Source organism: Amycolatopsis sp. NPDC114504 (assembly GCF_055633595.1).
Map to the genome: position 1 here is coordinate 126373 of NZ_JBVKDU010000002.1, position 12422 is coordinate 138794.

Consider the following 12422-nt stretch of genomic DNA (forward strand, 5'->3'; position numbering starts at 1 on the left):
GATTCGACCGAATGTTTCAGGCAGTTGACATTGCGGCGGGAATCACGAGCCCCCGGCGGTGAGGTGCGTGACCTGGGTCACCAGCCGTTCTGGTCCCGCAGCCGCCGCTCGAACCACCACGGCGACGTGCCGAGCGAATCGGGCAGGGTCCGGCTCGCGTACCGCCGGTCGGCGCGCGCCAGCACGGCACCGACCGACGCCCGGTCGCGGCGGGGCAGTTCGCTCAGCCTGAGGCCGAGGTCGGCCCGGGCGCCGACCGGGTCGCAGCCGGGACAGGAACAGTGCGGCCACGACGGCCGCGTCATGCGCCGCGTCCCGTGCAGCCAGGCCCGGAGCAGGTCGGAAACGGCGCCGGGCCACAGGCCGGCGTCCACTTCGGCGAAGGCGAGCTGCCGCTGAGCGCGGCGGGAGAGGTGGGGGATCTTGGCCGGCGGTGGCCCCGCGACGTCGAGCCGGCGGGTGCCACGCAAGCTTCCAGGCCGCCTACGCGGCATGGCCCTTTCGGCAGGAAGAGATCATGAGCTCAGCATCGCAGCCCGCCGCGCCCGTCACAAGATGCCGCTGACCTCGCGCGCCGCTACCCGCAGGCCGTCCAGCGACGCCTGCGTCGACCTCGGGTTCAGCGCGTTCGACGCCAGCCGGAACAGGACCGCGCGCAGCAGCAGCTGCGGCCACTCCGGCAGGTGGGCCCAGCGCTCCAGCAGCTCCCGCGTCGCGCCGCCCCAGGCCAGGGCGTCCACCGCCACGATCGCCGCGCCGTACTCGCCCGGCCGGTAGTACGGGACGAAGTCGACGACGCCCGGGGCCGCGTCGCCATCGAACAGCAGCCCGGCCAGCAGCTCGCCGTGGGCCACCTGCAGCGGCAGGCGGATCGGGCGGCGGGCGCCGGCGAGAACCTCGAACCAGCGGCCGCCCTTCGTCTCCTCCAGCGGGACCTCGAGCTCTTCCCACGCGACGCGGTCGGCGACGGCGTCGATGTCGCGCCGGCCGGCGAGGAAGTCCGGCCGGGGCAGGCCGATGGTCGCGCGGTGCAGCTTCACCGCCGCCAGCACCGACGCGTCCCCGAGGTGCTCGGGGGTGCCCGAAACGAACCGGGAGGCCGTCCAGCCGCCGACGATCCAGCGGCCGTCGGTCGAGCGGACCGGCTTGGCGACGCGCAGGCCCGGCTCGTCGGCGTAGTCGAGCGCGCGGGCCGTCCACAGCGTCCTGGCCTTGTCGGTGACCGGCTTGAAGACGAGGTCGCCGCTGCGCCACGCCGTCGAGTCCGGCAGCGGTTCGCCGCCGTCGTCAAGGCCGCCGAAGGCCGCGCTGACGTGCGCCGGAGGGCGTTCGAGGGTTGTCCGCACAACTGGTGACGGTACCCGGCCGGGTGGTCCACGATCGAGAAGACGCGCTGGTCACGCAGTGTTTTACGGGGTGCCCGGAATGTCGTGAAGGCCGCCTCCGAAGCCGGAGACGGCCTTCACGGACGACCACTGTCAGTAGGTCGGCAGGCTCGGGTCGATCTGCTTGGCCCAGGCCAGCACGCCGCCGCCGAGGTGCGTCGCGTCCTTGAAACCGGCCGCGTGCAGCGCGGCGAGCGCCTCCGCGGACCGCGCGCCCGACTTGCAGTGCAGGACGATCGGCTTGTCCTGCGGCAGCTCGGCCAGCGCCTCGCCCGAGAGGATCCGGTCCTTCGGGATCAGCGTCGCGCCCTTGATGTTGACGATCTCGTACTCGTGCGGCTCGCGGACGTCGATCAGGGCGAAGTTCTCGCCGCTGTCGAACTTGGCCTTGAGCTCGGCGGGCGTGATGGTGCTGCCCGTCGCGGCCTGGGCCGCCTCGTCCGAAACCACGCCGCAGAACGCCTCGTAGTCGATCAGCTCGGTGATCTTCGGTGTGTCCGGATCCTTGCGGATCTTCACCTCGCGGTACTTCATGTCCAGCGCGTCGTAGCTGATCAGGCGGCCGAGCAGCGGGTCGCCGATGCCGGTGATGAGCTTGATCGCCTCGGTCACCATGATCGAGCCGATGGACGCGCAGAGCACGCCCAGCACGCCACCCTCGGCGCACGACGGGACCATGCCCGGGGGCGGCGGCTCCGGGTAGAGGTCGCGGTAGTTGAGGCCCTTGCCGTTCGGCGCGTCCTCCCAGAACACGCTGACCTGGCCCTCGAACCGGAAGATCGAGCCCCAGACGTACGGCTTGCCCAGCAGCACCGCGGCGTCGTTCACCAGGTAGCGCGTGGCGAAGTTGTCGGTGCCGTCGACGATCAGGTCGTACTGCCCGAAGATCTCGAGCGCGTTCGACGAGTCGAGGCGCTCGGTGTGCAGGTACACCTTGACCAGCGGGTTGATCTCGGCGATCGACTCCTGCGCGGACGCGGCCTTGAGCTTGCCGACGTCGGACTGGCCGTGGATGACCTGGCGCTGCAGGTTCGACTCGTCCACGACGTCGAAGTCGACGATGCCGAGCGTGCCGACCCCGGCCGCGGCCAGGTACAGCAGCGCGGGGCTGCCGAGGCCGCCGGCGCCGATGACCAGGACCTTCGCGTTCTTCAGCCGCTTCTGCCCGGTCACCCCGACGTCCGGGATGATCAGGTGACGGCTGTACCGGGCCACCTCGTCCTTGGTGAGCTCGGCAGCCGGCTCGACGAGCGGCGGCAGTGCTGACATCGGGTCCTCCATCTCGCGCGGATCGCGTCCATCCCACTATGCACAACTCGCGCAGGCAAATAAGGCTTCCCGGTTTCAGATGGTGGGAAGACCTACTGCGTTTTGGGAGTGGGGTTCGGCCAGGCGTTGGGGATGCAGGTGAGGCCGTCCTTGGCCACCTTGCCCTTGTCGCCGCCGGGGATGTCGTTGAGCATCGACACGTAGTTGTCGTCCACGCCGAAGGACTGCTGCATCATCACCGGCGCGGGCTGGTTCTGGCCGCCGCAGCCGACGTGCTGGTTGCCCAGAGCGTGGCCGACCTCGTGGTTGATGGCGTACTGCCGGTAGCCGGTCATGTCGGCGTTGAACGCCTTCGCGCCGCGGACCCAGCGGGCCAGGTTGATCAGCACGCGGCCCAGGCTCTTGCGGTAGCAGGACGCCTCGAACTTGATCTGGAAGCCGCAGGCGTCGGCCCGGTGGGTGGTGTCCGGCGTGGTGAGGCTCACCTTGAAGGTCGGGTTCGGGAAGTTGGCGTCGACGCGCTGCAGCGCGATCTTGCCGTCCCAGGTCCAGCCCTTCTTGGGGTCGGACAGCGTGCCCTGGACGGCCGCCGCGAACGCGTCGTCGCCGGCGTAGCTGGCCGGGTCGATGCCGTCCTCGACCTCGATCGTGTAGGTGTACAGCTTCCCGGTGCCGACCTTGGGACCGTTGCCCGGCACGACGTGCCACGTCCCGGCGCCGGCCTGGGTGAACGGGCTGCCCTCGGGCAGGTCGGCGGTCGGCACCTTGAGGTCTACCGGCGTGGCCGGGTTCTCCGGGATGGCCTGCTCGCCGTTGCCGTCGATCGCGCCGCCCGCCGCGTCGCCACCCGCCGACTCGACGTTCGCGGGGGCGCCCTGCTCGGCGATCGGCTCGGCCGGGCTGTTCGCGGTGTTGAAGACGACGAGCACGGTCAGCACGACGAGGATCGGCAGGGCGTAGACGCGCCAGCCGTAGGTCTTGGTGAACTTCGAGAGGCCGGCCTGCGGCGGCTCCGGCTTCTCGCGCGGAGTCTCGGCCTGCGGCTTCCAGGAGGCGCTCAGCGGCTCGGCGCTGGTCCGGCGCCCGCCCGGGCGGTAGCGGTCCTCGCCGACGCGCTGGGCGGGCTGCCGGGCGGGGCGGTACTGGCCGGTCCGCGGAGTGTCTTCGGGCTCCGGGGCGCGGCGGGCCGACGCGCGGTGGGGAGCCCGCCGATCTTCGCCTCGCGCGTCGTGCTTCACCCGGTCCACCGCACCAGGGTGCCACAGCGCCACCGAACCGTTATCGGCGACTGGCGGTCCACCCGGGGATTGTTGTCGCCCGATCGGGCTACCAAGTGCCGGCCTCGACGTGCTCCCACATGCCGAGCACGGCCTTCGCCACGACGATCGGACGCTCCATCTGCGCGACGTGGCCCGTCCGCGGCAGGACGAGCAGCCGGGCCCGCGGGATCACCCGGGCCGTCCGCGTGGCGCGGCGCACGGAGATGACCCGGTCCTCGCGGCCCCAGACCACCAGCGTCGGCGCCCGCACCCGCGGCGCCGCCGACCAGAGGGAGGCCTTCCCGAGCGTCGACCACGCCCGGAAGATCGCGAACGTGCTGCGGGCCATGGCCGGCGCGGCCCAGGTGAACCCGGCGCGGGCGCCGTGCTCGTCGGCCAGCTCGTCCAGCCGGCTCTCCGGGAACCGCGACGGGTCGGCGAAGCACAGCTTGATCACCTGCGCGGCGCGTTCGCGCGGGCCGAGGGCGGCCAGCTGTGCCCGCACCCGCGCGCCGACCAGCGGCAGGTACGCCAGCGCCATCCGCGGGTCCGACAGCCGCCGCGGGTCGACGCGGCGGTCCGGCATCGCGGGCGAGATCAAGGTCAGCGTCTTGACCAGCTCGGGACGGCGTTCGGCGATGAGCAGCGCGATCGCCCCGCCCATCGAGTTGCCGAGCAGGTGCACCGGCGCGCCGACGTCCTCGATGTGCCGCGCGACGACCTCGGCGTGGGCCTGGAGGCTGAAGTCGAAGCCCTTCTCGGGCTCGGAATAGCCGAAACCGGGCAGGTCGGGCGCGGTGCCGCCGGCGACCGGCGCGAGGAGCGCGGCCAGGTCGGTCCAGTTCGTCGACGAGCCGCCGAGGCCGTGCACGTAGACCGCCGGAACGCCGTCCGGGCCGGGCGTGCGGCGGACGTTCAGGCGGGCCGTGCCGACTTCTTCGAAAGTCGCCGGCCACGGCGGGAGGATCGGCTCCAGGGCGGGTAACTCCCTGGTCGAGAGGGGCACGTGGGTGAGGGGCACCCGCGTCGTCACGGCGGCGTTCACGGGTCCAGGATGCCCGACACTTGGCAAGGCATACATACCGGCGAGTAATCTTCAGGACGACTTCACGCGGTGGCGACCCCGCCCGTCGAAGGTGTGAAGACGGGAGGATGGGCATGACGGAGATGACGCGGCTGCAGCAACGTGGGGTGCGCCTGCCCCGGACCGAGCGCCGGGCCCAGCTCCTCGCCGCGGCGCAGCGGGTCTTCGCCGAGAACGGCTACCACGCCGCCGCCATGGACGAGATCGCCGAGGTGGCCGGCGTCAGCAAGCCGGTGCTGTACCAGCACTTCCCCGGCAAGCTCGATCTCTACATCGCGCTGCTGGAGAGCCACGTCGACGAGCTGGTCAAGCGCGTGCAGACGGCGCTGGACTCCACCACGGAGAACCGCCAGCGCGTCCCGGCGACGGTCGGCGCGTTCTTCGACTTCGTCAGCAACGACGCGGGCGCGTTCCGGATGGTGTTCGAGTCCGACCTGCGCGGCGAGCCGGCGGTCCAGGAGGCGGTCGACCGCGCGACGTCGGCGAGCGTGGACGCGATCACGGAGACGATCACGGCGGACGCGGGCCTCGACGAGGACAAGGCACGGCTGCTGGCGGTGGGACTGGTCGGAATGAGCCAGGTCAGCGCCCGGTTCTGGCTGCAGCACCACCAGTCGATGAGCCGCGAGGAGGCGGTCGCGCTGACGGCCAACCTGGCGTGGCGCGGCATCGGTGGTGGCTTCCCGCTCAAGGACTCCTGAACCGCCGAGACGGCACTTCCCCCTGGGAAGCGCCGTCTCGGCGTCAGCGGGTGGCGGCCACCCGGACCAGGGCGCTGATCCTGCGGGCGACCTCGAACGGACGCTCCTGCGGCAGCATGTGCCCGGCCCCGGGGAACCGGACGAACTCCGCGTGCGGCAGCTCGTCCGCGATCACCTTCGCGTGCGCCAGGGGGCAGAGCCGGTCCTTCTCCCCCGCCAGCACCACCGACGGGACGTCGCACAGCGCGCCCAGGCCGCCGACGCCGCGGTGGGCCGCGATCGCGTCCAGGAACATCCCCGCGCTCGCCGGGTGCGCGCTGAGCAGCTGCTCGACGACGCTGTCCACCTGCTCGCGCCCCGGACGAAGACCGAAGACCAGCCGCCGGGCGCCCGAGCGGACCATCCCCGGGCGCAGCCGCAGCGTGTCCGACCGGAGCCGGGCGAGCAGGCGGGCCACCCGCGGCTCGAAGCGCGTCACACCCCGGCCGACCAGGCCCGGGAAGCCCAGCGTCAGCTGGTCCATGTCCCCCGACGACGTCGCGACGAACGCCGCGCCCGCCAGCCGCTCGCGGACGAGAGCGGGGTGCCGTTCGGCGAGCACCATGAGCGTCATGCCGCCCATCGAGTGCCCGGCCAGCACCAGCGGCCCTTCCGGGACGCGGTCGGCGATCAGCTCGGCCAGGTCGTCGGCGAGCCGGGCGATCGACGCCGAGCCCGCGCGGGCGTGCGCCGAGCCGCCGTGGCCGCGCAGGTCGTAGCGCAGGACGCGCACGCCGGGGTCGAGGTGCGGCAGCACGAAGTCCCACGTCCGGTGGTCCTGCGTCCAGCCGTGCACCAGCACCAGCGTCACGGCCGAATCGGCCGGCCCCGACTGTGACACGTGCAGTGCGGCGCCGTCGCTCGCGACGAACCGGTGCCCGAGCGACGGGTCCCGGAGCCGCGACGCGGTCGTCACCGGCCCGCCGGGAGCAGGAACGACTTGCGCCAGAAGTACTTCCCGGGCAGCCCGACCAGGCCGGACTCCTCCAGGAACGGCATGATCTTCTCCCCTGCCCACGCGATGGTCCCCTGCCAGTGCGGGTTGTTCAGCGCCGCTTCGACACCGTCGCGCGGCCGGATGCCGACCGCCTTGTAGACGTTCGGGTTGATGAACGCCCGCGTCACGAAGTACGAGATGAGCGCGATGACGAACTGCTGGTAGCCGATCTCGGCCTTCGACAGCTTCGCCATGCCGCGCGTGACCTCTTCGCGGGCGAAGGTGACGTGCCGCGCCTCTTCGAGGACGTGGATCCGGTTGACCATCCGGACCAGCGGCTGGACGCCGTCGTCGTTCATCTGCTCGCGCTGCAGCCGGTCCAGGACCTCCTCGGCCACCAGGATCGCGCCGTAGCGCGCCGGGCCGTAGGAGATCGTCGGCATCAGCTTGGCCAGCTTTCGCAGCCACGGCACCGGGCCGTAGGCGGGGCAGCCGATCCGCGACGCCATCCGCGCGAACATCGTCGAGTGCCGGCACTCGTCGGCGATCTCGGTGAGCGCGAACTGCGCGTGCGCGGACGTCGGGTCCTGCTCGTAGACCTCCTTGAGCAGCATCTGCATCAGGAGGATCTCGAACCACAACCCGGTCGTCGCGACGCTCGCGACCTCGTGCTTGCCCAGCTCGATGCGCTGCTCGGGGGTCAGCTTGTCCCAGAGTTCGGTGCCGTAGAGCGAAGAGCGCTCGTCGAGGATGAAGCGCTTGCCCTCGACCAGGGGCGCCGCCCAGTCGATGTCGACGTCCGGGTCGTAGAACTTGTTGGCCGACGACTTCAGCAGGCGGTCCGCGGTCTTTTCGCGATCCGGTTCCTTCAGCGTCCGCGTCATCGCCGACACCCCTTCCAACATGTAACTTGAGGTAACAGTTACCTCTGGTAGCATGACCCTGGTGATCGAACGTGTCAAGCGCTCCGGCAAGCCGTCCAAGCACTCGTCGCGCGACGAGGAGGCGACCGGCGACGCCCGGCGCGACCGCTGGCGCAAGCACCGGATCGCGCGGCGCAAGGAGTTCGTCGAGGCCGCGCTGCGGGCGCTCGACACCCACGGACCGGACCTCGGCATGGAGGACGTCGCCGCGGAGGCCGGTGTCACGAAACCCGTGCTGTACCGGCACTTCGACGACAAAGCCGACCTGTACGTGGCCCTCGGCCAGCGCGGCACGGAGATCCTCTTCGAGCGCCTGATCCCGGCGATCAACGCCGAACTGGCGCCGGTGCCGCGGATCCGGATGGCGCTCGACGCGTTCTTCACGGTCATCGAGGAGCACCCGAACCTGTACCGGCTGCTGGCGCACGGGCGGCCGGAGAAGCCGGTCTCGTCGGACGTCGTGGCCGAGGACAAGGAACTGATCGCGACGGCGCTGACCGCGCTGCTGGGCGACTACATGCGGATGTTCAACATGGACTCCGGCGCGGCCGAGCCGTGGGCGCACGGCATCGTCGGCATGGTCCAGAACACGGGCGAGTGGTGGCTCGGCCGCCGCTCGATGGGCCGCGACGCGGTCGTCGAGTACCTGACGCAGATCATCTGGGCGGCGATCGACGGGCTGACCCGCCAGAACGGCGTGGTCATCGACCCGAACCTGCCCCTGGAAGCCAACAAGGTGGTCCAGCTGGGCCGCGCGGAGTCTTCGGAGTCCTTGGAGGAGACGTCATGAGCGAGCACGACGAAGACGGCTACAGCGGCGAGGCGACCTTGGTCGTCGACGGCGTTTCCCTGACGACGACGGTGGAGCTGCGCGGCTACTTCCAGCCGATCGACGGCTTCTACCGCTGGTACGGGCGGGTCGCGGTGAACGACGAGCTGACGAAGCTGGCCGGCGGCAAGAAGAAGCCGGTGTCGATCCAGGCCGGTTCGTACGCGGCCGACGGGGAGCTGTCGGACCCGGACCCGTGGGGGCGCTACCGGATCATGGGGACGAGCACCCCGCCGTTCCACGTGCCGACGTCGCTCGAGGAGCTCAACGCCTGAAAGCCGGGGCGGCCGACCCGCGCGGCGGCCGACCCGGCCGGATCAGGGGTGGCGCGGGCCGGGCAACGGGCCCGGCAGCTCACGCCCGGGCAGCCAGCCGTTCGGGATGTCCGTCGCGCGCCACTTGCGGACGCTCAGGCGCACGGCGGTGACCGGGGCTGCCAGGAACGGCCCCGCCTCGGGCACCTTCGCGACGAGCAGGTCGCGCACCAGCGCGTCGTCGTCGGCCGGGACGACCTCGGCCAGCGCCTGGGCCTGCAGGAACGGCTGCATCGGCGAGCCCGTCGACACCACCACCGAGACGACCGGGTTCTCGCGGACGGCGGCCAGCGTGCGGCCCCGATCCTCGAGGACGAGGTTCAGCGTGAACGGTCCGCTCTCGGCGAAATACACGCCGCCGACCCACGGGCCGTCGCTGCCCGAGGTCGCGAGGAACATCGACTTGTGCGCGGAGAGGGTGTTCCGCACGAGATCCGCCACGTCGCTCGCCATCGGCTCGACAGTGGTCATGCTGGGTGCTCCTGGGGGGCGGGGCGTCCGGGTCCCGTGACACCGGATCGCTCGCCGAAGTTAGGCGGCGGAATCGCGACACACCAAGGAGAACCGACCGATCCGGTGAACCCCGGAGCGCACGAAGGCCACCCCGGGCGGTCCCGGGGTGGCCTTCGAGTGGCTACGGGTCAGTCGCCGACGCCGAAGCCGACCTTGCGGACGTCGGACGGGGCGATCTCGACGTACGCGATGCGGTCGGACGGGACGATGTACTTGCGTCCCTTCTCGTCGCTGATGCGGAAGAGCCCGTCACCGGCCGTCAGGGCCTCGGCGACCAGCTTCTCCACCTCTTCGGGAGACTGGCCACTGGACACCACCAGCTCGCGCGGCGTGTCCTTGATGCCGATCTTGACCTCCACGTGGGACCTCCGCTGGAAATTCGTAAGGGATGTGCTCGGCAAGGCTAACCGAACGGGCTCGTTCCGGTGGCGCATGTCCGCACCTGACCGCGTCGTCACTTCCGGGTACTCCATCGGGATCAGCCCAGGCCGAGCGCCTGCATGCGCTTGGTGTGCCCCTGTTGCAACCGCCGGAACAACGCGGCAATTCCGGAGAGGTCACCCGAGCCGCCGATGATCAGCTCGGCCAGCCCGTCGCGCTCGGCGACGACGTACTGGGCCTGGGTCAGCGCCTCGCCGAGCAGGCGGCGCCCCCACAGGGCGAGCTTGTCGCGGGTCTTGGGGTCGGCTTCGATGCCGGCCGCGACTTCGCGTTCGGCGAACGCCGAGTGGCCGGTGTCGGCCAGCACGGTGAGCACGAGGTCCTTGGTCTCCGGGTCGAGCCAGCTGGCGATCTCCCGGTAGAGGTCGGCGGCCAGCCCGTCGCCGACGTAGGCCTTGACCAGCGACTCGAGCCACGACTTGGGTGGCGTCGAGGCGTGCCAGGCGTCGACCTGGGCCACGAACGGCTCCATCGCGTCTTCGATCTTGACGTCGTGCGCGGCCAGGTGCTGGGCGAGCAGGCCGTAGTGACCGATCTCCGCGGCCGCCATCTGCGCCAGCGCGGCCCGCCCGGCGAGCGTCGGGGCGCTGCGCGCGTCTTCGGCCATCCGGTCGAACGCGGAAAGTTCGAGGTAGGCGATCACACCCAGAAGGTCTACGACGCCTTCGGGAGTCTCTTTCGGCTCGGTCACGGGGGCAGGGTATCGCCGAAGCACCCGGGCGTGTCGGGACGAGACCGATCACACTGGTTCCGGCGTGCCGGGTAGTGTCGAAAAACTGCTGACCAGGTACACTGCGGATGATATCGAAGCTTCCGTACGCCATACCGGCGTCGGGATCAGGCAGGTCACGTGGCTTGCCGACGTACTGCAATGTGCGTGCACGCCTCTTCCGGCATTCCCGGGACGGACCGGTTCCGCGCTCAAGATCAGCGCCAGGGACCAGGGTTTACTCCCGGTCGAGTGTCGAGCGGACCCAGGGCTGTGCGCGCTGGTCACGAGAGAGGCGATCACCCTGACCGCAGAAATTCCCACAACCGAACAGTCCCCCGCCGTCGCGCTGGAACACAGCGAGACCGGTCCGGCCGCGCTCGACACCTCGCACCCGCTCCAGGCGGGCGTCGAGGTCGAGCCCGAAAACCCGACCTTCGCGTCCTTCGGCGTCAAGCCGGAGATCGTCAAGGCCCTCGGCGAGGCCGGCATCGAGCGCACCTTCGCGATCCAGGAACTCACCCTGCCGCTGGCCATGGCCGGCGACGACCTCATCGGCCAGGCCCGCACCGGCATGGGCAAGACGCTGGGCTTCGGCGTCCCGCTGCTGCACCGCGTGCAGGTCCCCGGCGACGGCACCCCGCAGGTGCTGGTCGTGGTGCCGACCCGCGAGCTGTGCATCCAGGTCGCCAACGACCTCAAGGGCGCCGGCAAGCACCTCGGCATCCGCACCCTCGCCATCTACGGCGGCCGCCCCTACGAGCCCCAGATCGAGGCGCTCCGCAAGGGCATCGACGTCGTCGTCGGCACCCCGGGCCGCCTGCTCGACCTGGCCGAGCAGCAGCACCTGGTGCTGGGCAAGGTCCGCGGGCTGGTGCTCGACGAGGCCGACGAGATGCTCGACCTGGGCTTCCTGCCCGACATCGAGCGCATCCTCCGGATGGTGCCGGACGAGCGGCAGACCATGCTGTTCTCGGCGACCATGCCCGGCCCGATCATCACGCTGGCCCGCACGTTCCTGCGCCAGCCGACGCACATCCGCGCCGAAGAGAACGACGCGAGCGCGATCCACGAGCGCACCACCCAGTTCGTCTACCGGGCGCACTCGATGGACAAGCCCGAGGTGATCGCCCGCGTCCTGCAGGCGGCCGACCGCGGCCTGACGATGATCTTCAGCCGCACCAAGCGCACCGCCCAGAAGGTGGCCGACGACCTGGTCGAGCGCGGCTTCGCGGCCGCCGCCGTACACGGTGACCTGGGCCAGGGCGCCCGTGAGCAGGCACTGCGCGCGTTCCGCTCCGGCAAGGTCGACGTGCTGGTCGCGACCGACGTCGCCGCCCGCGGCATCGACATCGACGACGTCACGCACGTCATCAACTACCAGTGCCCGGACGACGAGAAGACCTACGTCCACCGCATCGGCCGCACCGGCCGCGCGGGTCGCACCGGGGTCGCGGTCACCCTCGTCGACTGGGACGAGATGCCGCGCTGGAAGCTGATTTCGGACACCCTCGGCCTCGACAAGCCGGAGCCGGTGGAGACGTACTCGTCGTCGAAGCACCTGTACGAGGACCTGGGCATCCCCGAGGGCACCACCGGCAGGCTGCCGCTGGGCAAGCGCACCCGCGCCGGCCTGGGCGCCGAGGTCGAAGAGGACCTGGGCGGCAAGCGCCGCGGCCCGCGTGGCCGGGGCAAGACCGAAGACACCCCGGCGGAAGACGCGCCGCGCAAGCGCAACCGCACCCCGCGCAAGCGGACCCGCGGCGGAGCGCGCTCGGCCGAGGCGATCGAGGCCGCGGACAACGCCACTGCCACTTCGCCGGACGAGGCTCCGGCCTCGGAGGGACGCACCCGGTCGCGTCGCCGCACCCGCGGCACCGCGCCCGAGGCGACCGGCCCGGCCACCGAGAAGGAAGCCGGCGACAACGCCGAGCGGCCCGCTCGGCGGCGCCGCCGTCGCCGTCCCGCCGCGACGTCTGATACACCTGCGTCGGCAGACTGAACCTGAGCGCGGGGGTC

Annotated in this window: 14 protein-coding genes; 4 read left to right on the forward strand and 10 right to left on the reverse strand. The window is 71.2% G+C overall.

Annotation, left to right across the window (positions count from 1 at the left end; genetic code table 11):
- Nucleotides 1-77: 77 nt before the first annotated feature.
- The 5 genes from ACZ7PG_RS12085 to ACZ7PG_RS12105 form a co-directional block, all read right to left on the reverse strand.
- Complete coding sequence (locus ACZ7PG_RS12085) at nt 78-470, reverse strand: hypothetical protein (protein WP_470239146.1); 393 nt, start codon at nt 468-470, stop codon at nt 78-80.
- Nucleotides 471-548: 78 nt separating this feature from the next.
- Nucleotides 549-1346 carry a TIGR02569 family protein gene (locus tag ACZ7PG_RS12090; protein WP_470239147.1) on the reverse strand — a complete coding sequence of 266 codons (798 nt, stop codon included), beginning with the start codon at nt 1344-1346 and terminating at the stop codon, nt 549-551.
- A gap of 132 nt (nt 1347-1478) precedes the next feature.
- Entirely contained in the window at nt 1479-2654 is a 1176-nt protein-coding gene (gene moeZ / locus ACZ7PG_RS12095; RefSeq protein ID WP_470239148.1) for an adenylyltransferase/sulfurtransferase MoeZ, read from the reverse strand.
- 92 nt (nt 2655-2746) lie between these two features.
- Nucleotides 2747-3901, reverse strand: a complete 1155-nt coding sequence (locus ACZ7PG_RS12100) for a DUF3152 domain-containing protein (protein ID WP_470239149.1) — start codon at nt 3899-3901, stop codon at nt 2747-2749.
- 79 nt (nt 3902-3980) lie between these two features.
- Complete coding sequence (locus ACZ7PG_RS12105) at nt 3981-4994, reverse strand: alpha/beta fold hydrolase (RefSeq protein ID WP_470239150.1); 1014 nt, start codon at nt 4992-4994, stop codon at nt 3981-3983.
- Between the two features lie 77 nt (nt 4995-5071).
- On the opposite strand from ACZ7PG_RS12105, the gene ACZ7PG_RS12110 reads away from it, so the two are divergent.
- Nucleotides 5072-5698: a TetR/AcrR family transcriptional regulator gene (locus ACZ7PG_RS12110; protein WP_125307066.1), complete on the forward strand. Its 627-nt coding sequence runs from the start codon at nt 5072-5074 to the stop codon at nt 5696-5698.
- Nucleotides 5699-5741: 43 nt separating this feature from the next.
- Here ACZ7PG_RS12110 and ACZ7PG_RS12115 read toward each other — a convergent pair whose 3' ends face one another.
- Entirely contained in the window at nt 5742-6653 is a 912-nt protein-coding gene (locus tag ACZ7PG_RS12115) for an alpha/beta fold hydrolase (protein ID WP_470239151.1), read from the reverse strand.
- On the reverse strand, nt 6650-7558 hold the full coding sequence (locus ACZ7PG_RS12120) for an AurF N-oxygenase family protein (RefSeq protein WP_470239152.1): 909 nt from the start codon (nt 7556-7558) through the stop codon (nt 6650-6652). The genes ACZ7PG_RS12115 and ACZ7PG_RS12120 overlap by 4 nt, the downstream gene beginning before the upstream one ends.
- 52 nt (nt 7559-7610) lie before the next feature.
- Between ACZ7PG_RS12120 and ACZ7PG_RS12125 the strand changes: the two genes are divergently transcribed.
- Together ACZ7PG_RS12125 and ACZ7PG_RS12130 are read left to right on the forward strand one after the other, a co-directional pair.
- The gene (locus tag ACZ7PG_RS12125; protein ID WP_470239153.1) at nt 7611-8387 is read left to right on the forward strand and encodes a TetR/AcrR family transcriptional regulator; all 777 of its coding nucleotides are present in this window, start codon (nt 7611-7613) and stop codon (nt 8385-8387) included.
- Complete coding sequence (locus ACZ7PG_RS12130) at nt 8384-8701, forward strand: DUF4873 domain-containing protein (protein WP_470239154.1); 318 nt, start codon at nt 8384-8386, stop codon at nt 8699-8701. The genes ACZ7PG_RS12125 and ACZ7PG_RS12130 overlap by 4 nt, the downstream gene beginning before the upstream one ends.
- Before the next feature lie 42 nt (nt 8702-8743).
- On the opposite strand, the gene ACZ7PG_RS12135 is transcribed toward ACZ7PG_RS12130, so the two are convergent.
- The 3 genes from ACZ7PG_RS12135 to ACZ7PG_RS12145 all read right to left on the reverse strand — a co-directional run bounded on the left by ACZ7PG_RS12135 (nt 8744) and on the right by ACZ7PG_RS12145 (nt 10385).
- Nucleotides 8744-9211 (reverse strand): pyridoxamine 5'-phosphate oxidase family protein, encoded by a 468-nt coding sequence (locus ACZ7PG_RS12135; protein ID WP_155549232.1) that lies wholly within the window; start codon nt 9209-9211, stop codon nt 8744-8746.
- A 170-nt stretch (nt 9212-9381) separates the two neighbouring features.
- On the reverse strand, nt 9382-9612 hold the full coding sequence (locus ACZ7PG_RS12140; protein ID WP_125307071.1) for a DUF3107 domain-containing protein: 231 nt from the start codon (nt 9610-9612) through the stop codon (nt 9382-9384).
- 119 nt (nt 9613-9731) lie between these two features.
- A complete protein-coding gene (locus ACZ7PG_RS12145) occupies nt 9732-10385 on the reverse strand; it encodes a ferritin-like fold-containing protein (protein WP_470239155.1) in 654 nt (217 codons plus the stop codon).
- Between the two features lie 553 nt (nt 10386-10938).
- On the opposite strand from ACZ7PG_RS12145, the gene ACZ7PG_RS12150 reads away from it, so the two are divergent.
- Nucleotides 10939-12405 (forward strand): DEAD/DEAH box helicase, encoded by a 1467-nt coding sequence (locus ACZ7PG_RS12150; RefSeq protein WP_470239156.1) that lies wholly within the window; start codon nt 10939-10941, stop codon nt 12403-12405.
- Nucleotides 12406-12422 lie beyond the last annotated feature (17 nt).

What these genes read in the sequence shown, in the direction of transcription:
- ACZ7PG_RS12150 (WP_470239156.1), top strand. Translation starts at nt 10,939, where the DNA reads ATGGCCGGCGACGACCTCATCGGCCAGGCCCGCACCGGCATGGGCAAG.
- ACZ7PG_RS12120 (WP_470239152.1), bottom strand. Translation starts at nt 7,558, where the DNA reads ATGACGCGGACGCTGAAGGAACCGGATCGCGAAAAGACCGCGGACCGC.
- ACZ7PG_RS12105 (WP_470239150.1), bottom strand. Translation starts at nt 4,994, where the DNA reads ATGTATGCCTTGCCAAGTGTCGGGCATCCTGGACCCGTGAACGCCGCC.
- ACZ7PG_RS12125 (WP_470239153.1), top strand. Translation starts at nt 7,611, where the DNA reads ATGACCCTGGTGATCGAACGTGTCAAGCGCTCCGGCAAGCCGTCCAAG.
- ACZ7PG_RS12110 (WP_125307066.1), top strand. Translation starts at nt 5,072, where the DNA reads ATGACGGAGATGACGCGGCTGCAGCAACGTGGGGTGCGCCTGCCCCGG.
- ACZ7PG_RS12135 (WP_155549232.1), bottom strand. Translation starts at nt 9,211, where the DNA reads ATGACCACTGTCGAGCCGATGGCGAGCGACGTGGCGGATCTCGTGCGG.
- ACZ7PG_RS12130 (WP_470239154.1), top strand. Translation starts at nt 8,384, where the DNA reads ATGAGCGAGCACGACGAAGACGGCTACAGCGGCGAGGCGACCTTGGTC.
- moeZ (WP_470239148.1), bottom strand. Translation starts at nt 2,654, where the DNA reads ATGTCAGCACTGCCGCCGCTCGTCGAGCCGGCTGCCGAGCTCACCAAG.